The sequence below is a fragment of the Inquilinus sp. genome, from assembly GCF_039594555.1.
Taxonomy (GTDB): domain Bacteria; phylum Pseudomonadota; class Alphaproteobacteria; order DSM-16000; family Inquilinaceae; genus Inquilinus.
The window spans coordinates 1-19,030 of the sequence record NZ_JBCNNF010000096.1; the positions used below are offsets into that span (position 1 = coordinate 1).

14 protein-coding genes and 2 pseudogenes are annotated in these 19,030 nt (G+C 69.5%); 3 read left to right on the forward strand and 13 right to left on the reverse strand.

Going from position 1 to position 19,030, the window contains the following annotated elements; genetic code table 11:
* Window positions 1-55: 55 nt before the first annotated feature.
* The gene (locus ABDW35_RS12750) at window positions 56-295 is read left to right on the forward strand and encodes a M1 family aminopeptidase (RefSeq protein ID WP_343714258.1); all 240 of its coding nucleotides are present in this window, start codon (window positions 56-58) and stop codon (window positions 293-295) included.
* On the opposite strand, the pseudogene ABDW35_RS12755 reads toward ABDW35_RS12750, so the two are convergent.
* Both ABDW35_RS12755 and ABDW35_RS12760 read right to left on the reverse strand, forming a co-directional pair.
* Window positions 277-1,044, reverse strand: a pseudogene (locus ABDW35_RS12755) (UDP-N-acetylglucosamine 1-carboxyvinyltransferase); the annotation flags it as partial. The gene ABDW35_RS12750 and the pseudogene ABDW35_RS12755 sit on opposite strands and share 19 nt — an antisense overlap.
* 91 nt (window positions 1,045-1,135) lie before the next feature.
* Window positions 1,136-1,885, reverse strand: coding sequence for a metallophosphoesterase family protein (locus ABDW35_RS12760; protein ID WP_343714245.1), 750 nt, complete (start codon window positions 1,883-1,885; stop codon window positions 1,136-1,138).
* An 81-nt stretch (window positions 1,886-1,966) separates the two neighbouring features.
* Between ABDW35_RS12760 and ABDW35_RS12765 the strand changes: the two genes are divergently transcribed.
* Window positions 1,967-2,572: a DUF1349 domain-containing protein gene (locus tag ABDW35_RS12765; RefSeq protein WP_343714246.1), complete on the forward strand. Its 606-nt coding sequence runs from the start codon at window positions 1,967-1,969 to the stop codon at window positions 2,570-2,572.
* A 17-nt stretch (window positions 2,573-2,589) separates the two neighbouring features.
* On the opposite strand, the gene ABDW35_RS12770 is transcribed toward ABDW35_RS12765, so the two are convergent.
* Entirely contained in the window at window positions 2,590-3,291 is a 702-nt protein-coding gene (locus ABDW35_RS12770; RefSeq protein ID WP_343714247.1) for a hypothetical protein, read from the reverse strand.
* A gap of 18 nt (window positions 3,292-3,309) precedes the next feature.
* On the reverse strand, window positions 3,310-3,750 hold the full coding sequence (locus ABDW35_RS12775) for a hypothetical protein (protein WP_343714248.1): 441 nt from the start codon (window positions 3,748-3,750) through the stop codon (window positions 3,310-3,312).
* 558 nt (window positions 3,751-4,308) lie between these two features.
* Between ABDW35_RS12775 and ABDW35_RS12780 the strand changes: the two genes are divergently transcribed.
* Entirely contained in the window at window positions 4,309-6,996 is a 2,688-nt protein-coding gene (locus ABDW35_RS12780) for a M10 family metallopeptidase C-terminal domain-containing protein (protein WP_343714249.1), read from the forward strand.
* 106 nt (window positions 6,997-7,102) lie between these two features.
* On the opposite strand, the gene ligA is transcribed toward ABDW35_RS12780, so the two are convergent.
* From ligA to ABDW35_RS12825, 9 genes and pseudogenes are all read right to left on the reverse strand, one after another.
* A complete protein-coding gene (ligA, locus tag ABDW35_RS12785; RefSeq protein ID WP_343714250.1) occupies window positions 7,103-9,220 on the reverse strand; it encodes an NAD-dependent DNA ligase LigA in 2,118 nt (705 codons plus the stop codon).
* Between the two features lie 106 nt (window positions 9,221-9,326).
* On the reverse strand, window positions 9,327-11,006 hold the full coding sequence (recN, locus tag ABDW35_RS12790; protein ID WP_343714251.1) for a DNA repair protein RecN: 1,680 nt from the start codon (window positions 11,004-11,006) through the stop codon (window positions 9,327-9,329).
* 4 nt (window positions 11,007-11,010) lie between these two features.
* Entirely contained in the window at window positions 11,011-11,841 is an 831-nt protein-coding gene (locus ABDW35_RS12795) for an outer membrane protein assembly factor BamD (RefSeq protein ID WP_343714252.1), read from the reverse strand.
* 138 nt (window positions 11,842-11,979) lie between these two features.
* On the reverse strand, window positions 11,980-12,948 hold the full coding sequence (gene lpxC / locus ABDW35_RS12800; RefSeq protein ID WP_343714253.1) for a UDP-3-O-acyl-N-acetylglucosamine deacetylase: 969 nt from the start codon (window positions 12,946-12,948) through the stop codon (window positions 11,980-11,982).
* A gap of 383 nt (window positions 12,949-13,331) precedes the next feature.
* Window positions 13,332-15,005 carry a cell division protein FtsZ gene (gene ftsZ / locus ABDW35_RS12805; protein ID WP_343714254.1) on the reverse strand — a complete coding sequence of 558 codons (1,674 nt, stop codon included), beginning with the start codon at window positions 15,003-15,005 and terminating at the stop codon, window positions 13,332-13,334.
* Between the two features lie 111 nt (window positions 15,006-15,116).
* Complete coding sequence (gene ftsA / locus ABDW35_RS12810) at window positions 15,117-16,379, reverse strand: cell division protein FtsA (protein ID WP_343714255.1); 1,263 nt, start codon at window positions 16,377-16,379, stop codon at window positions 15,117-15,119.
* A gap of 36 nt (window positions 16,380-16,415) precedes the next feature.
* On the reverse strand, window positions 16,416-17,282 hold the full coding sequence (locus ABDW35_RS12815) for a cell division protein FtsQ/DivIB (protein WP_343714256.1): 867 nt from the start codon (window positions 17,280-17,282) through the stop codon (window positions 16,416-16,418).
* A complete protein-coding gene (locus ABDW35_RS12820; protein WP_343714257.1) occupies window positions 17,270-18,187 on the reverse strand; it encodes a D-alanine--D-alanine ligase in 918 nt (305 codons plus the stop codon). Before ABDW35_RS12820 ends, ABDW35_RS12815 begins: the two co-directional genes overlap by 13 nt.
* Window positions 18,184-19,030 (reverse strand): annotated as a pseudogene (locus ABDW35_RS12825) (cyanophycin synthetase); the annotation flags it as partial. The pseudogene ABDW35_RS12825 and the gene ABDW35_RS12820, both read right to left, overlap by 4 nt.

Sequence of the window (19,030 nt, forward strand, 5' to 3'; positions counted from 1 at the left end):
GGTCACCTTCCGCGACTGGCTGCTGCTGCTCGATCCGGATTCCCCGGCCAACTACGTGCGCGGTTCGTTCAACGTCACCGCGCATGAGCTCGCGCACCAGTGGACCGGCGACACCGTGACGCTCGCCTGGTGGGACGACCTGTGGCTCAACGAAGCCTTCGCCACCTGGATGCAGCAGAAGGTGACGCAGAAGGTGCACCCGGAATACCGCGCCGATCTCGATCGCGCGCGCGGTGCACAGGGCGCGATGAATGGCGATAGCCTGGTTTCCACGGGGTCCGGCAGCACGTCATAGCTGGCACCGTGCAGCCGGTCGACGCCGGTGATGTGCAGCGTGTCGGTGCCGATGCCGTCGATGCGGGCGCCCATCGCCGCCAGGCAGCGGGCCAGGTCCGTCACCTCCGGCTCCCGCGCGGCGTTGGTGATGCTGGTCTCTCCCTTCGCCAGCGTCGCCGCCAGCATCAGGTTCTGGGTGGCGCCGACCGACGGGAAGGGCAGCACGATGGCGGCACCGCGGAGCCCGCCCGGCGCGCTCAGCACCACCTCGCCGCCCTCGATCTCGGCGGTCGCCCCCATCTGGCGGAAGCCGGCGAGATGGAAGTCGACCGGCCTGAGGCCGATGGCGTCGCCGCCCGGCAGCGGCAGGGCGATCCGGCCCAGCCGGGCCAGCGCCGCGCCGGCGATCAGGAAGGAGGCGCGCATGCGGGACACCAGCGCCGAATCGACCCGGCCGGTGCCGAAGCCGGCGCCGCCCAGGGTGCCGGTCAGGGCCGGGCCGCTCTCGTCCCAGGATACATCGACGCCAAGCTCAGCCAGGATGCCGGCCAGGATGGCGACATCGAGGATGCGCGGCAGGTTGCGCAGCGTCAGCCGCTCATCGGTCAGGGCGGCGCAGACCATCAGCGGCAGCGCCGCGTTCTTGGCGCCGGCGACGGCGATTTCGCCCCTGAGGGGCACGCCGCCGTCGATCTCCAGCCGGCCGGCTGCCGACGCGGTCCACCACGGCGCCGCCCGGCGGAACGACACGACATTTGCACGCGACATGGGCACCCGGCTCCACAACCTTGATCAGGACGGCATCACCGCCGGGATAGCACGACCGGCCCTGCGACAGTCCAGCCGGAACCGAAACGAGTCAGGATACGGGCGGCAAGGAGAAGCCGGTCGCCAACTGATACGCCCAGTCGGAACGGCCGTTCTCCGCCGCCCGGCGGACGGCGCGGTCGTGGTCGTAGGGGATGGCGATCAGCTCCGCCGCCACCCGGTCTCCGTCCAACTCCAGTATCGCGTAGCGGGCAGCGGGCGAGCCCGATTCGGAGACATGGGCCGGCGGGGTCGGGTCGTCATAGGCCGGGGCACCGATGCTGCCGGGGTTGAGGATCCAGCGCCCGTCCGGCAGGCGCAGCAGCCACGGCAGATGGCTGTGGCCGCACAACACGATCCGCGCGGAGACGCCCTCCAGCCGGGCGGCGACGGTGTCGGCCCGGGCCTGCACCAGCCGGCCGGCCTCGATATCCTCCAGCAGATAGGCGTTGTCGTCCTCCGGCCGGGCATGGAAGGCGGTGATGCCGCCCGGCAGCTCCAGCCGCATCGGCAGGTCGCCGAGCCAGGCCCGCCCGGCGGCATCGATCTCCCGCCGGGCGTAACCGTCGGAGCTCAGCGGCGAGTCGTCCCCGTCCTCCGACACCCAGCGGTCATGGTTGCCGCGCACGGTCGGCCAGCCCTTGGCGACCAGCAGCTCCAGCGTCTCGCGCGGCCAGAGCGGGCCGGAGACGCAGTCGCCGAGATGGACGACGGCATCGGCGCCGCGGCGGCCGAGATCGGCCAGCACGGCCTCGAGGGCCGGGAGGTTGCCATGGATGTCGGCGAGGACGGCGAGGCGCATGCGGTCAGTCACTCGGGAGCTTGCGGGAACGCCCAGCCTCGCGTCTCATGGCCCGGTGATCAAGCCATGCGGAGGGATGCGGTGGAGATCCTGAATGAGCGCTTCCTGTTCCCGTCCCTCGACCCGCGCCTGGCCTGGACCAACCCGCCACCGGACTGGTCGATCGGGCCGGAGGGGCTGCGGCTGCGCACCGCGGCGCAGACCGATTTCTGGCAGGGCACGCATTACGGCTTCCGGGTCGACAACGGCCATGTGCTGGCGCTGCCGGTCGCGGGCGATTTCGTGATCGAGACGGTGGTGCGCGGCAGCCCCCTGCACCAGTATGACCAGGCCGGGCTGATCGTGCGCCTGTCGCCGGAGAGCTGGATCAAGACCTCGGTCGAGTTCGAGACGGCGGAGCACAGCCGCCTGGGCGCCGTGGTCACCAATGCCGGCTGGTCCGACTGGTCGACCCAGGACGTGCCGACCCGGCCGGGCGGCGCGACCGGCTTCCGCATCCGCCGCACCGGCGCCGACTACATCGTCGAGGCGGCACCGGAGGGCGAGGATCGCTGGGTACAGCTGCGCATCGCCCGGCTGCACGCCGATGACGGCGCCGGCCCGGTGCTGGCCGGCGTCTACGCCTGCAGCCCGAAAGCCGCCGGCTACGAGGCGCAGTTCGAGCATTTGCGCATTACGCAGGCGTAAGGCACGTCGGCAGCCGCCTATTCCAGCGAGATCATCGCGGCCCGCCGGCTGGTGACCTCGTCTCGCGCCTTCGCCTCCATCGCCTGCCGGCAGCGCTGGTGCTCCCGATGCATCTCCAGCAGGTCGGCGATCCAGCCGCCGGGACGAAAGGCCTCGATCGTGGTCGGATGCCAGTCGTCATAGGCCGCGCCCGGCCGGCTCGCCATCGCCACGCCGAACACCGCCGTCCCGTCCGCCAGAAGATAGGCCTCGCCGCGGGTGTCGGCATGCGGGTCGGGATGCGACGCCACGTGTTCCCTGAAAGTGAGGCCGTAGCGCCGCCCGCGATAGGCGAAGCGAATGGCGAAATCCTTCATGTTGTCGGCGACCATTTCGAGCTCGGTGTATTCCGGCGGCACCGGGCGGTCCCTGGCGTGGCAGGACCACGCCACGAAGCGCCGGATATCCCACACGAGGTCGCACAGCGCCTCGCCGATGCCGCTGCTTTCCATGAAGTGCTGCGCCTCGGCGACCCTGGCGCGCTCTTCCGCGGTACAAGCCGGGCACGAATTCCGCTCGTCCCGCTCGAGCTGCTGGGCTTTCTCCCTGAACTCATCGACCAGGGACCGCCACTTCTCCAGATGAGCGTTTCCCAAAGCAGCCTCCTCCTTGGCCACATGGGACAATGGTGCGCCGTTTGGGACGGAATGCAAGGGCCGGATGCTTTCGGGCACGGCCATGTTCCGCGTCGGGATTTGTCACGGCAGGGCGAGCGCCTGCCGGTCCGCCTCCGCCGCCAGCGGATGGCCGGCATAGGCCCGGGCGAAATCCCGGTAGGCCCGGGCCGTGCCGGCACGGCGGGCCGCGTCGAAGGCGGCATAGACCGCGGCGTCTGGATCGCCGGCCAGGGCCGGGCCGTCCGGCACCGTCCGGCCCGCCAGGCGCCGCCGCGCCTCCTCCGCCAGGGCCTGATCGGGATGGCGCGCGATGAAACGGATCAGCGCCGCGCTCGATCCGTCGTCCACCGCGCCACGAAACTCCTGCGCCGTCACCGCCTGCTCATCCGGCGGGGGCGCCATGGCGGGCCGGGCCGGGCCCTCCCCGCCCTCCGCCGGCCCGGACGATGCGGCGAACAGCATCAGCAATGCCAGGAGCGAGGCGAGGCCGGCCCAGGCCCTCGCGATCTCTGCCACCCTCATCCGTCGCATCGCTGCCTCTTCCTCGACTGTACGGGAAAAGATTGGGTCGATAACGATGAACTTAAAATATGGCAAAACCATGAGATATACGCAGAAAAAGTTTTGGGAACAGAGCCAACATCAGTACCCATCCAGGTTGCAATTTGATCATGCGATTATCTCTGTTCCCCACTTCTTGACAGCACAAACAATTTTATCTATAATGATTAGTCTAGGAAAAGATCGTTTCGATTGGGATCCCTTATAGTGAGATAGGACCGCTATACAGATCTTTTGCCTTGATCGGGCAAGGTTACGACATCTTCACGACAAGATCCCAAGGCACAACCAACGTGGGCCAGATCTTCCGCGATACCGGAACCGATCAGAGCTCGAACGATCCACCTCCAATCAAAAACGTTGCGGATGACACTTAAAGGTTGCGGATCTTCACCACGGTAGGGGAGAGCCGACATGACGTCGTCGCATATTCTTGATTCTGATCTTCTGGGTTCGAAAGATAACGATCTTTTCCACGACAACCTGAACTCACCGGTCCGGAAGCTGTCGGACGACCTGGTGTTCCACAACACGATCTCCGATGCCTCGCGGCTGGACGCGGTCCTGGCCAGCAGCGGTCCTACGGCCGATGCCATCCGCGCGGCGATCGGCGACCGGTCCGACGGATTTGTGGTCCCCGCTCACACCATCGGTACCACCGGCGCGCCGAAGCCGGAGGAGCAGGGCTCGGGCGATCCCACGGCGACCGTGGCCGCATCCGGCAACCAGCTGATCGACGGCATCCTGGCCGGCGTCCGCTGGTCGGACGGCTCGATCACCTACAGCGATCCGGATTCGGTGTCCGACTACCAGGCCGGCCATCCGGAGGCCTTCACCGGCTTCCACCAGATGACGGCGCAGCAGATGATCGCCGTCCATTTCGCGCTGAACGCCGCGACCTACACGCAGCCCCTCGGGGCCAGCGGCTTCTCGGTCGAAGGATTCACCGGCCTCGACATCACCTATGCCGGCACCGGGCTGGGGACCGGCACGATCCGGGTGGTCAACACCACCGATCCCGGCACGGCCTATGCCTACTACCCAAGCACTGCCGTCTATGGCGGCGACGCCTTCTTCGGGCCCAGCGGCGACCTGCCGACCGCGGGCAATTACGACTGGCACACCATCATCCATGAGCTCGGACACGCGCTGGGCCTGAAGCACGGCCACGAGACCGGCGTCTACGGGGCCCTGCCGGCCGACCATGATTCGCTCGAATTCTCGGTGATGACCTATCGCACCTTCATCGGTGACGATACGAGCGGCTACAACTACGAGACCTGGGGCGCGCCCCAGACCTTCATGATGCTGGACATCGCCGCCCTGCAGTACATGTACGGCGCGAACTTCACCATCAACAGCGGCGACACGGTCTATACCTGGAGCCCGACGACCGGCGAAACCTTCGTCAACGGCACCATCGCGATCGATCCGGGCGGCAACCGCATCTTCGCGACGCTATGGGACGGCGGCGGCGTCGACACCTACGACCTGTCGAACTATACCACCAATCTGACCCTGGACCTGAATCCCGGCGGCTACTCCGTCTTCTCCTCGGCCCAGCTGGCCTTCCTCGGCGGCGGCCCGAACGGCGGCTTTGCCCGCGGCAACATCTTCAACGCGCTTCAGTACAACGGGGACAGCCGGTCGCTGATCGAGAACGCCAATGGCGGCAGCGGCAACGACACCATCCAGGGCAACGCCGCCGACAACACCCTGAACGGCAATGGCGGCGCCGACACCATCCATGGCAACAACGGCAACGACACCGTCAACGGCGGTGACGGCAACGATGTTCTGTTCGGCGATAGCGGAATCGACGTGGTCAATGGCGGCGCCGGCGACGACTGGATCGAGGGCGGCTTCTCCAAAGACACGATCAATGGCGGCGACGGCAACGACACCTTCTACGTCCGCGACGGCGAGTTCGGCGACGACACCACCGGCGGTGCTGGGGTCGACACGCTCGACCTCAGCAACTACTCGTCGCGCGGGTCGAGCGTGAACCTGGCCGGCGGAACCTATGATTTCGTGGCCAGCTTCGGCGGCCCCTACACCATCAGCGGGGTCGAGAACGTCAACGGCACGCAACTGGTCGACACGATCATCGGCGACGGCGCCAACAACGCCCTCTACGGCAATGACGGCAACGACAACATCCAGGGCGGTGCCGGGGCCGACTTCATCAGCGGCGGCAATGGTGACGACCTGATCCAGGGCGGTGCCGGCGACGACGTGCTGACAGCGGGCGGCGGCAAGGACCAGATCTACGGCAATGACGGCAACGACCGCTTCTACATCGAGCAGGGGTGGAACGGCGGCATCGGCGAGGCCTTCTTCGGTGGCGCCGGCGTCGACACCTTCGATGCGTCGACCGTGATCTTCGTCGGCTTCTCCGCCACCATCAACCTGCAGGACGGCATCTTCACCGACAGCAATTTCCCCGGTTACGAAATCTGGCTGTCGAGCGTCGAGAACGCCATCGGCACGGATGAGAACGACACCATCACCGGCTCCGGCGAGAACAACCGCCTCGACCTCGGCGCCGGCAACGACACCGGGTCTGGGCTCGGCGGCAGCGACACGCTGTTGGGTGGCGACGGCAACGACCTGCTTCGCGGCGGCGCCGACGCCGACCTGCTGAACGGGGGCGCCGGCACCGACACCGCCACCTATTACGGGAGCACGGCGGCGATCTCGGTCAACCTCACCACCGGCACGGGTGGCGGCGGCGAGGCCGCGGGCGATTCCCTGGTCAGTATCGAGAACGTCTCCGGCAGCCAGGCCAATGACGGCATCGCCGGTAATGCCGTCAACAACGTCCTGCAAGGCTGGGGCGGCAACGACGCCCTCGTCGGCAACGGCGGCAAGGACACGCTGTCGGGCGGCGTCGGGGCCGACCGCTTCTACTACATGGCGGTGACCGACAGCGCGGTCGGGAATGCCGACCTGATCACCGACTTCAGCCACGCGGAGGCCGATCGTATCGATCTAAGCGCGATCGATGCCAACACCGGTGTCGCCGGCGACCAGGCCTTCACCTTCCTCGGCACCGGCCTTTACACCGGCGTCGCCGGCCAGCTGCGCTATGCCATCTCCGGCAGCGTCACCACCATTGCTGGCGACATCAACGGCGACAAGGTGTCCGATTTCGCCATCACCCTGACCGGCGCCATCCCGCTGGTGGCGGCCGACTTCGTGCTGTGAGCCGGCTCAAACACGAAGCCTAGGGGACATCGGAAACTCGCAGGGCCCGGGGAAGCACCCCCGGGCCCTTTTCCGTCCCCGGCGGCTGCGCCGGGCGCTGGACTGGTCAGGCTCCCGCCCCGCCGATCAGCTCGATCCATTCCGGCTCGGTCAGCGTGGTGACGCCCAGCTCCCGCGCCTTCGCGGCCTTGGAACCGGCATCGGCGCCGACCACCAGATAGTCGGTCTTCGAGGACACCGAACCGGCGACCTTGGCACCCAGCGCTTCCGCCCGCGCCTTCGCCTCCGGCCGGGTCATCGTCTCCAGCGTGCCGGTGAACACCACCGTCTTGCCGGCCACAGCGCTGGCGGTGGCGCGCGGCCGCACGAAATCCTCGATCGTCAGCTGCGCCGCCAGGTCGTCGAGCACCGTGCGGTTGTGCTCCTCGGCGAAGAAGGCCAGCAGGTCGTCGGCCACCGACGGGCCGATCTGGTCGATCGCCGTCAGGTCGCGATAGGCCTCGCCTTCGCGGTCCTGTGCCGCTTCCATGCCGGCCCGCCAGGCCGCGAAGCTGCCATAGTGCCGGGCCAGCAGCTTGGCCGTCGCCTCACCCACCTGGCGGATGCCGAGGGCGTAGATCAGCCGGTCGAGCGGGATGGTGCGCCGGCTTTCGATCGCCTCGAACAGCTTCTGCGCGCTTTTCGGCCCCCAGCCCTCGCGGTTGCGCAGCGGGGTGAGGCTGGCCTTGTCCTGGGCCTCGAGCCGGAAGATATCGCCCGGGGTCTTGATCAGCCCGTCAGCGTGGAAGGCACGGATGTGCTTGTCGCCCAGCCCCTCGATGTCGAAGGCGTTGCGCGACACGAAATGGCGCAGCCGCTCCACCGCCTGGGCCGGGCAGATCAGGCCGCCGGTGCAGCGGCGGATGGCGCCGCCCTCCTCCCGCACCGCCAGGCTGCCGCATTCCGGGCAATGATCGGGGAAGACATACTCTTCTGTCCCCTCCGGCCGCCGCTCCAGGATCACCTGCACGATCTGGGGGATGACATCGCCGGCCCGCTGCACCACCACCGTGTCGCCGATGCGGACATCCTTGCGCTTGATCTCGTCCTCATTGTGCAGCGTGGCGTTGGAGACGACGACGCCGCCGACCGTGATCGGCTCCAGCCGCGCCACCGGGGTCAGCGACCCGGTGCGGCCGACCTGGATGTCGATCGCCTTCAGCACGGTCTGCGCCTGCTCGGCCTTGAACTTGTGCGCCGTGGCCCAGCGCGGCGCGCGGCTGACGAAGCCCAGCCGCTCCTGCCAGTCCAGCCGGTCGACCTTGTAGACCACGCCGTCGATGTCGAAGGGCAGTTCGGCCCGCATCGCCCCGATCTCGTCGTAATAGGCCAGCAGCTCCTCGGCGTTGTGGCACAGCCGCGACGGCTCGTTCAGGCGGAAGCCCCAGGCGGCGAAGCGCTTGCGGATCTCCTCGATGGTCTTGCCCAGCGGCTCCGACACCTCGCCCCAGGTGTAGCCGAAGAAGCGCAGCGGCCGTGACGCCGTGATCGACGGGTCGAGCTGGCGCAGGCTGCCGGCGGCGGAGTTGCGCGGATTGGCGAAGATCGGCTCCCCCGCCTCGGCCCGGCGGGCGTTCAGCGCTGCGAAGTCGCTGCGCTCCATATAGACCTCGCCGCGGATCTCCAGCACGTCCGGCGCCGTGCCATGCAGCTTTTGCGGCACGTCCTTGATGGTGCGGACATTGGCGGTGACGTCCTCACCCTCGCTGCCGTCGCCACGGGTCGCGGCCTGGACGAAGCGCCCTTTCTCATAGCGCAGCGAGCAGGACAGGCCGTCGATCTTCGGCTCGGCCATGATCGCCACCGGACGCTCCGGGTCGTCGCGCAGCTCCTTGATGAAGGAGCGCACCGAGCTCAGGAAGTCGTGCACATCCTCCGGCGTGAAGGCGTTGCCGAGCGACAGCATCGGGATGGCGTGGCGGATCTTCCGGAAGCCGCCGGCCGGCGCCGCGCCGACCTTGGCCGAGGGGCTGTCCGGCCGGATCAGCTCGGGATACCGCAGCTCCAGATCGGCGTTGCGCCGGCGCAGCGCGTCATACTCGGCGTCCGAGATCGTTGGCGCATCGTGCTGGTGGTACGCGATGTCGTGCCCCGCGATCTCCCTGGCCAGCGCCTCCAGCTCCGTTGCCGCTTCCTCGGGCGTGAGCGCGTCCACCGGCCGGCCGCGCAGATCCTGGTCGCTCATCACCACCTCCCTCACACGGCCCGGGGCACGCCGCAGCGCCGCCCCGCCCGTCGACTCATCCGGAAATCCTAATGGTTGCAGCCCCGGTCGCGCGAGATCCGTTCGATCAGGACCGCGCGGCGAGCAGGCTGTCGGCGGCGGCGCGGGCCTCTGCCGTGATCTTCGCGCCGGACAGCATCCGGGCGATCTCCTCACGCCGCTCCTCCGCCGTGAGCGGCGCCACCTGGGTGACGACGCCGCCGGCGCGGTCGGCCTTGCGCACCTGCCAGTGATGATCGGCGCGGGCCGCCACCTGCGGGCTGTGGGTGACCACCAGCACCTGCACCTGCTGCCCCAGGCGCTTCAGCCGCTCGCCCACCGCATCGGCCACGGCCCCCCCGATGCCGGCATCGACCTCGTCGAAGATCATCGACGGCAGAGTGCCGGGCGTGCCGCGCTGATGCACCAGCACCACCTTGATCGCCAGCATGAAGCGGGCCAGCTCGCCGCCCGAGGCGATCTTGCCGATCGGGCCGGGCGGACTGCCGGGATTGGCCGCGACCAGGAAGGTGACGCGGTCAAGCCCGGCCGGCCCCCAATCACTCTCCGCCAGCCGCTCGACCTCGGTGACGAAGCGGGCACGCTCCATCTTCAGGGGCGGCAGCTCGGCCTTAACACCGGCATCCAGCTTGGACGCCGCCTTGCGCCGGGCCTTGGACAGCGCCTCGCCGGCCTGGACATAGGCGGCGCGGGTCTCGGCGGCCGCCGCGGCCAGGCGCGCCAGCACCGCCGCGCGGTCCTCGACCAGCGCCAGCCGCTCGGCGAATTGCCGGCGCAGCTCGGGCAGCGCCTCGGTCTCCACCCCGTGCTTGCGGGCCAGGGAGCGCAGCGCGTAGAGCCGCTCCTCGATCCGCTCCAGCTCGCCGGCGTCGAGATCGATGTCGGTGGAGAAACGCTCAATCGCGGCCGTGGCCTCCGCCGCCTCGTCCAAAGCGCGGCCCAGCTGCTCCAGCACCGGATCCAGACGGCCGGCGGCGCGGTCGGCGATGCGCTGCAGCGCCCGCTGCGCCGCCACCAAGGCCCGCTCGGCACCGCGGTCGCCGGACAGCTCCGAGAGCGCGGCGGTGACGCCCTCCATCACCTTCTCGCGATGCTGCAGCAGGGCGCGGCGCTCGGCCAGCTGCGTCTCCTCGCCCGGCTCCGGCGCCAGCGCCTCCAGCTCCTCGACCGAATGGCGCAGGAAGCCTTCCTCGGCCTGGGCCCGCTCGGCCTCGGCCAACGCCTCCTCCTGCCGGCGCAGGGCGCCGCGCCAGCCCTCCCAGGTCCTGGCGCAGTCGGCGGCGAGCGCCTCGGCGCCGGCGTAGGAGTCGAGCACCTCACGATGGGTGCGGGGATCAAGCAGCCCCTGGGTGTCGAACTGGCCATGCACCTCGACCAGCCCGGTGCCGATCTGGCGCAGCAGGCCGATCGACACCGGCTGATCATTGATGAAGGCACGGCTGCGGCCATCGGCGCCGACGCTGCGGCGCAGCACCAGCGTGTCGTCGACCGGCAGGTCCTGATCGGCCAGCAACGTCTTCACCGGATGCGCGTCGGGCAGCAGGAACTCGGCACTGACGGTCGCGGCGTCCGCCCCGTGCCGCACCAGCCCGGACTCGCTGCGGCCGCCGAGGGCGAGGCCCAGCGCGTCGAGCAGGATTGACTTGCCGGCGCCGGTCTCGCCGGTCAGCGCCGACAGGCCTTCGGCGAAGCCAAGCGAGAGCTGTTCGATCAGAACGACGTTCCTGATCGAAAGTCCGGCCAGCATGGGATCAGAAGAGCGACTCGAGGGTGCGGTCGAAGAAGTCCTTCTCGTCCGGCGGTCGGATGCCGGAACCGGTCAGCGTCACATAGGCGTCCTGATACCAGGGGTCGCCGGGGTAGTTGTGACCCAGCACCGCCGCCACATGCCGCGCCTCGTCCTTCAGGCCGAGCGCGACATAGGCCTCGACCAGCCGCTCCAGCGCCTCCGGCACCTGGCTGGTGGTCTGCCAGTTCTTGATCACGCTGCGGAAGCGGTTGATCGCCGCGTTGTACTCGCCGCGCTTCAGGTAGAAGCGGCCGATCGACATGTCCTTGCCGGCGAGCTGGTCATAGGTCAGGTCCAGCTTCAGCTTGGCGTCGCGGGCGTAGTCGCTGTCGGGGAAGCGGGTGACGACGTCGTTCAGCGCGTTGGTGGCCAACTGGGTGATGCGCTGGTCGCGCTCGACGTCCGAGATCCGGTCGTAGTAGCAGAGCGCCTTCAGGTAATAGGCGTAGGCCAGTTCCTCGCTGCCCGGGTGCAGGCTGATGAAGCGGTCCAGCGCCACAATCGCGCCGTCATAGTCGCCGCGCTTGTAGCTGGAATAGGCCGACATCAGCTGCGCCTTGGTCGCCCAGCTGGAATAAGGATGCTGCCGCTCGACCTCATCGAACCGGGTCGAGGCGGTCTTGTAGTCGCTGTCGTCGAAGGCCTGCTGCGCCTGGGAATAGAGCGCCTCCGGCGGCTGGTCCGCGGCGGGCTTGTCCTTGTCGGAGGAGGAACCGCCGCAGGCGGCGAGAAGAACGGCCGGCAGGACGAGCCCGACCCGCGCCAGGTGGCGAAACTGCAGACGCTTGTTCACTCGATCATCGCCTTCGGTTCTGTCCGGGCCCCTATATACCCACCCCGAACGCGAATGGCGAGACGCCTTCCCGCAGACGGACGCACGCCGTCCCTCCACGGGAATCGGGGAAGGACGGCGGCGGCAAGCGGAACGGGATCAGGCTGCGTTGGCGGTGGGCAGCGCAGCGACGGCCGCGACGGCGGGACGGGCCCACGGCTCGGCCGCGGTCTCGGCGCCGAAGCTGGTGTCGTAGCACCAGGCGGTGTCGTCGGCGAACAAGGCCCGCAGCAGCTGGTTGTTCAGCGCGTGACCGGCCTTGTAGCCGTGGAAATGGCCGAGGATCGGAGCACCCGCGAGGTACAGGTCGCCGATCGAATCGAGGATCTTGTGGCGCACGAACTCGTCCTCGTAGCGCAGACCCTCGGCATTCATCACTCGATCGCCATTGACCACGATCGCGTTTTCCAGCGACCCGCCGCGCGCGAGGCCGTGGCGGCGCAGCGCCTCCACCTCCTGGGCGAAGCCGAAGGTGCGGGCGCGGGCGATCTCGGTCTTGAAGTTGCCGTTCGCCAGCCGGATCAGGCCTTCCTGATGGGCGATGGCGCGGCTCGCGAAATCGATCTCGAAGCTGAAGGTGGTGCTGGCCGACGGCGTCAGCCGAGCCCAGCGGTCCTCGGCCGTGACCTCGACCGGGCGCAGCACGCGGATGCTGCGGCGCAGCGCCGGCTGGCTGACCAGCCCGGCACATTCGATCAGGAACACGAACGGCGCGGAGCTGCCGTCCATAATCGGCACCTCCGGGCCGTTCAGCTCGACCACGGCATTGTCGACGCCGCAGCCGCGCAGCGCGGCCATCAGATGCTCGATGGTGCCGACGGTGACGCCCTGGGCGTTGCTGATGACGGTGCAAAGACGGGTGTCGGTCACCTTGTCCCAGCGCGCGGTGACGCTGCGCCGGCCCTGGGGGACGTCGGTGCGCACGAAGACGATGCCGGTGTTGATCTCACCGGGACGCAGCACCATGGTCACGTCCTGGCCGCCATGCAGCCCGACGCCGGTGCACTTGATCGCGGTCTTCAGCGTCTTCTGCGTTGCCGCACCCGATTCCGCCGAGATGTGAGCCACGATGGGGTGTCCTTCGCTTCGCTTTACATGCACGTCGCGCCATAAAGCGCTGATCGCACGCCCCTTTCGGGACAAAGGCACCCTAGACCGGCCGGCGCGCCAGAAAAAATCACACTTTGTTTCGATGTGTTACGCGGGAGCTTTGCGGTCGGATCCCAATCGAAGCAAGGACTTAGCCGGGCTTCGATCCCCGCCGGGACTGACGGCGCGAGGGGGGCATCGGACATCTGCTGATAGGCCGAGGCCAACGCCGAGGCAAGACCCGAATCCGCGGCCAACAAAAAAGCCGCCCGCGCGAGGCGGGCGGCGAGACTAGATCAATAGAGATCCCCACCGGCCGCGAGGGGAGCATGCGGCCGGTGGGTAGAGCGGCAGGTCCGGCCTCAGTTCGCCTGGCGGCGGAGGAAGGCCGGGATGTCGAGCGCGTCCTCGTCGCTGCGCGGCAGCGGGGCGCGGCCGGCATCGATCGCCAGGCGCTGCTGCGCCACCGGACGCGGCGCCTCGGGGGCCCGCGCCGGCTCTGCGGCGGCGCGCGGCGCCGGCTCCTGGCGCAGCGTCGGCTCGTGATGCGCCTCGGCCTGCGGCTGCTCCTCCTCACGGAGGAGGCCGGTGACCCGGCGGAACAGGCCCAGCTTCTTGCGGCCCTCGGCCGGCGCGGCGGGAGCCGCCTCGACCGGACGCGGGGCCGCCGGCTGCGGCGCGGCCATCGGGGCCGGACGCGGCGCCATGAAGCCCGGGCGGGCGCCCGCCGACATTGACGGGGCGCGGGCCGCGGCCTGCTGCTGCACCTCCGGCTCGTGAGCCTCGGCGACAGCCTGCTCGGCATGGTCCTCGGCCGCGGCGTAGTCCGCTTCGGGCTCCGCCTCGACCGGGGCGGCGGCCATCGGGGCCGGCTGCTCGGCCACCGGGGCCGAGGCGACCGGCTTCGGCGCCGGCTGAGCCATGGTGAAGCGCTGCGGCGACACCGCGGCCGGGCGGGCCGGCATCATCGGCTGCGGTGCCGGGGCGGCCGCCGCCGGCTGCTGCGGCTTGGCCGCGCCGCCCGGCAGCGTGGTGGTGCTGTAGGTCTGCGGCCGCGACGCCTGGTTGACCGCCATGTCGATGCCGGTTGCGACGACCGACACCCGCACCTTGCCTTCCATGGTCTCATCGAAGGTCGAGCCGAAGATGATGTTGGCGTCGGGGTCGACCTCGTCACGGATGCGGTTGGTCGCCTCGTCGACCTCGTACAGGGTCATGTCGAGGCCGCCCGTGATGTTGATCAGGACGCCCTTGGCCCCCTTCATCGAGATGTCGTCGAGCAGCGGGTTCGAGATCGCGGCCTCGGCGGCGCTGATCGAGCGGCGCTCGCCCTCGGCCTCGCCGGTGCCCATCATCGCCTTGCCCATCTCCGCCATCACCGTGCGGATATCGGCGAAGTCGAGATTGATCAGGCCCGGCTGCACCATCAGGTCGGTGACGCCGCGCACGCCCGAATGCAGCACCTCGTCCGCCATCCGGAAGGCGTCCGCGAAGGTCGTCTTCTCGTTGGCGATGCGGAACAGGTTCTGGTTCGGGATGATGATCAGGGTGTCGACATACTGCTGCAGCTCCTGCAGCCCCTGCTCGGCCATGCGCATCCGGTGCGCGCCCTCGAAGTGGAAGGGCTTGGTCACCACGCCGACGGTCAGGATGCCCTGCTCGCGCGCCGCGCGGGCGATCACGGGCGCCGCGCCGGTGCCGGTGCCGCCGCCCATGCCGGCGGTGATGAACACCATGTGCGCGCCTTCGAGATGGGCGACGATGTGCTCCATCGCCTCCTCGGCCGAGGCCCGGCCGATGTCCGGCCGCGACCCGGCGCCGAGGCCCTGGGTCAGCCCGGCGCCGAGCTGAATCCGCTTCTGCGCCGCGGAGCCCGCCAGGGCCTGGGCGTCGGTGTTGGCCACCACGAACTCGACCCCGGCCAGGTTGGCCCGGATCATGTTGTTGACGGCATTGCCGCCGGCGCCGCCCACGCCAACCACGGTGATCCGCGGCTGGAGGCTGATATCGCCCTGCGGGATGCTGAGATTGATCATGTCGATAGCTCCCCTACTGTCCCCTATTCACCCGACCGCTTCCCACCCGTCCGGTCCGTACTCCCGGCATCGCCCCGGATGGGCAGGCGTGCCGGGTTGACTGGTCCTGGATCAAAGGTTGTCACGGAACCACCCCCCGATCCGGCTGAAGAGGCCGCCGCCCGAGGCGCCGCTCTCCTCCAGCCCCGGGCCCGAGCCGACCAGGTCGGCAGGCCCCGAAATGGCATAGGCCAGCAGGCCGGTCGCCGTCGAAAAGCTCGGCCCCGCCGTCGCCTCGGCCAGGCCGTCCAGGCCCAGCGGGCGGCCCATGCGGACCTGCTTGTCCAACACCAGCTGGGCCAGCTCGCGCGCGCCCTGCAGCTGCGAGCCGCCGCCGGTCAGCACCACGCGGCGGCCGAAGGCTTTGTCGAAGCCGCTGACCTCGAGCCGCGAGCGCACCATCTCGAAGATCTCCTCCATCCGGGGCTGGATGATCCCGGTCAGCAGGCTCTTCGGCACATGGGTCGGCTGGCTGTCCTCCTCCTCGCCGACCTGCGGCACGTCGATGATCTCGCGGTCATCCGCCACCGACGGCAGGGCCGAGCCGTAGAGGGTCTTCATTCGCTCCGCATGCACCACCGGTGTGGTCAGGCCGCGGGCGATGTCGTTGGTGACATGGGCGCCGCCGACCGGCAGGCAGTCGGCGAAGACCAGCCGGCCCTCGATGAACACCGCCAGCGAGGTGGTGCCGCCGCCCATGTCGATCACGGTGCAGCCCAGCTCGCGCTCGTCCGGCACCAGGCAGGCCAGGCCGGAGGCGTAGGGCGACAGCACCACGCTCTCGACCTCGAGATGGGCCCGGTTGACGCAGCTGGTCAGGTTCCGCAGCGCGCCGGTATTTGCGGTGATCAGGTGCAGGTCGATGCTAAGGGATTCGCCGACCATGCCGCGCGGGTCGCGCACGCCGCGCACCTCGTCGAGGCCGTAGCTGATCGGCACGGCGTGGATCACCTCGGCGTCGGTGGCGACGCTGCCGTTGAAGGCGCGGGCGGCGCGCCGCAGGTCGTTGTCGGTGACCTCGCGGCCTCCGACCGGCACCTCGAGCGACAGGCTCTGCGACGCCGGATGGCCGCCGGACAGGTTGACGATCACCTCGTTGACGGTCTCGCCGGCCATCTGCTCGGCCGCCTGCACGGCCAGCGCGATGGTCTTCTCCGCCGCGTCCAGCTCGACGATCGCGCCGGCGCGCACGCCGCGGCTGGCCTGATGGCCGATGCCGATGACCTGCGCCTTGCCCTCATCGGCCACGCGCGCGATGAAGCACACGACCTTGGTCGTACCGAGGTCGACCGCAGCAACGACGGAGCCCCGCGACCGGGTACGGGGGCGGCGCATCGCGTTAAATCCCATGAGTGCCATCCGCGCCGCCCATCAGGTCTTGTCCTTGGACGGCGCCCGCTGCGCGGCCGCCGCGGGGGAGAGCTGGATGACCATGCGGTCGCCCAGGCGCAGATCGACCGCCACGATGTCGCGGTCCAGCACCGAATCCTTGCGCTGCGCCTCGTCCAGCCGGGCCAGGGCCGCGGCGACGTCGCCATCCGGCAGCTTCACGGTGACATGGTTGTCGAGCATCAGGTCCCAGCGCCGGCCGCCGACCCGCATGGCCGAGCGGATGCGGCGGGCGATGTCCGGGGTCTTCGACAGGGCGTCGATGAGCGTCGCCGCGGTGCCGGCCGCGTCGCCGCCGACCACCATCGGCAGGTCCGGATAATCGGCCAGCGACGGCACCGGCAGGACATGGCCCTCGCGGTCGATCAGGCTGAAGCTCTGATTGCTCTGCCACAGCGCCAGCGGCACCCGCTCCTCGATCCGGACGAAGACGGTGTCCGGCAGCCGGCGCTCGACACTGGCCGACTTGATCCAGGGGATGTCCAGCAGCTTCGCCTGGGCCGCGTCCGGGTCCAGGTCGAAGATCGGGTCGCCGCGGCCGACGCCGAGCGCGGCCATGATGGCGCCGCCATCGACCGACCGGCGGCCTTCGACCAGCACCTCCTGCACCGAGAAGCCGGCCGCCACGGTCAGGCTCATCACCGCGCCGTGGATGCCGCGCCCGGCCGCGGTCAGCGTGCCGCTGGTCCACAGCGCCGCCAGCAGGCCGAACACGGCGATGCCGCCCAGCGCCATGCCGCCCAGGCGCAGCGCCGCCGCGCGGCGCCGGTCCATCGGCTTGCGACGGACCGAGGTGCCGCCGCTGCCGCGCCGGCGCGCGGCGTCGGGCTCGGCGCTCAGCGACCGCATGCGGCATCCTCCAGCAGCCATTCGCACAGATCGGCGAAGTCGACGCCGACATGCTTCGCCTGCTCCGGCACCAGCGAGATCGGGGTGAAGCCCGGCTGGGTGTTGATCTCGAGGAAGTACAGCCCCTCGGTCCCCGGCCTGCTGTCGTCCCAGCGGAAATCGGTGCGGCTGATGCCGCGGCAGCCCAGGGTGCGGTGCGCCAGCAGCGCCAGGCGCATGGCCTCGGCGGCGACGTCCTCCGGCACCCGCGCCGGCAAAGTGTGGACGGCGTGGCCCTCGGTGTATTTCGCGTCGTAGTCGAAGAAGGCGTGGGTGTGCGCGATCTCGGTCACGGTCAAAGCGCGATCGCCCATCACGCCGACGGTCAGCTCACGGCCCGGCACGTATTCCTCGACCAGCGCGTCGCCATAGCCCCAGCCCGCGAGGTCGATCGCCGGCACGTTGTCATTGGCGCGGACGATGCGGACGCCGACGCTGGAGCCCTCGGCGGCCGGCTTGACCACATAGGGTGGTTCCAGCAGGTGGCGCTCGGCCACCTGCTCCGGCGGCGCCACCACGCCGCGGGCGCTGCGGATGCCGACCGAGCCGAGCATCTGCTTGGTTGCCGGCTTCGACATGGCGATGGCCGAGGCCCGCACGCCGGAATGGGTGTAGGGCAGGCCGAGCATGTCGAGGACGCCCTGGATCGTGCCGTCCTCGCCGCCCTTGCCGTGCAGGGCGTTGAACACCACCTCGGGCGCCGGCCGCAGGGCGCGCAGCAGCGCCTCCACGTCGCGGCCGACATCGATCAGCTCGACCCGGTGGCCGCGGCCGCGCAGCGCCACGGCGACGGCCTTGCCAGAGACGAGGCTGACCTCGCGCTCCGCCGACCAGCCGCCGTAGAGGACTGCGACCGACTTCGTCATCGGGCAGCCCCCGCGACCTTCTTGGCGCGCAGCGCGTCGAGCTCCGCAGGCAGGGCGTTGGCCCAAGCGGTGATGTTACCGGCGCCGAGGCAGACCACGAAGTCGCCCGGCTGGGCCAGGTCATAGGCCAGCTGCGGCAGCGCCTCCGGCCCCGGCAGCGGGATCACGCGGCGGTGGCCGCTGTCGCGCAGCCCTTCGACCAGGGCCGAGCGGGTGGCGCCTTCGACCGGCGCCTCGCCGGCGGCATAGACATCCGCGACCACGACGATGTCGGCGTCGTTGAAGCAGGTGCAGAATTCCTGGAACAGGCTGGCCAGGCGGGTGTAGCGGTGCGGCTGCACCACGGCGATCACCTTGTGCTTCTGGGCCGCGGCCCGGGCCGCCTTCAGCACCGCTGCGATCTCCACCGGATGGTGGCCATAATCGTCGATCACCGTCACGCCACCCGACTCGCCGGTCTTGGTGAACCGGCGCTTGACCCCGCTGAAGCGGGCCAGCGATTCGATGATCTGCCCGTCGTCCATTCCCATCTCATGGGCCACGGCGATAGCGGCCAATGCATTCTGGATATTGTGTTGCCCGAGCATTGGCAACACAATATCGCGGATCATACGGCTTTTTCCGGACTGCCTGTCCTGGAGCACGGCAGTGAACCTGGAGCCGCGCGATTCGATCGAAAAATCGACCGCGCGGACGTCGGCCTGCGGGCTGAATCCGTAGGTGATGATGCGCCGGTCGGTGACCCGCGAGATCAGGGCCTGCACCTCCGGATGGTCGATGCAGAGGACGGCGAAGCCGTAGAACGGCGTGATGGTGACGAACTGCTCGAACGCCGCCTACACC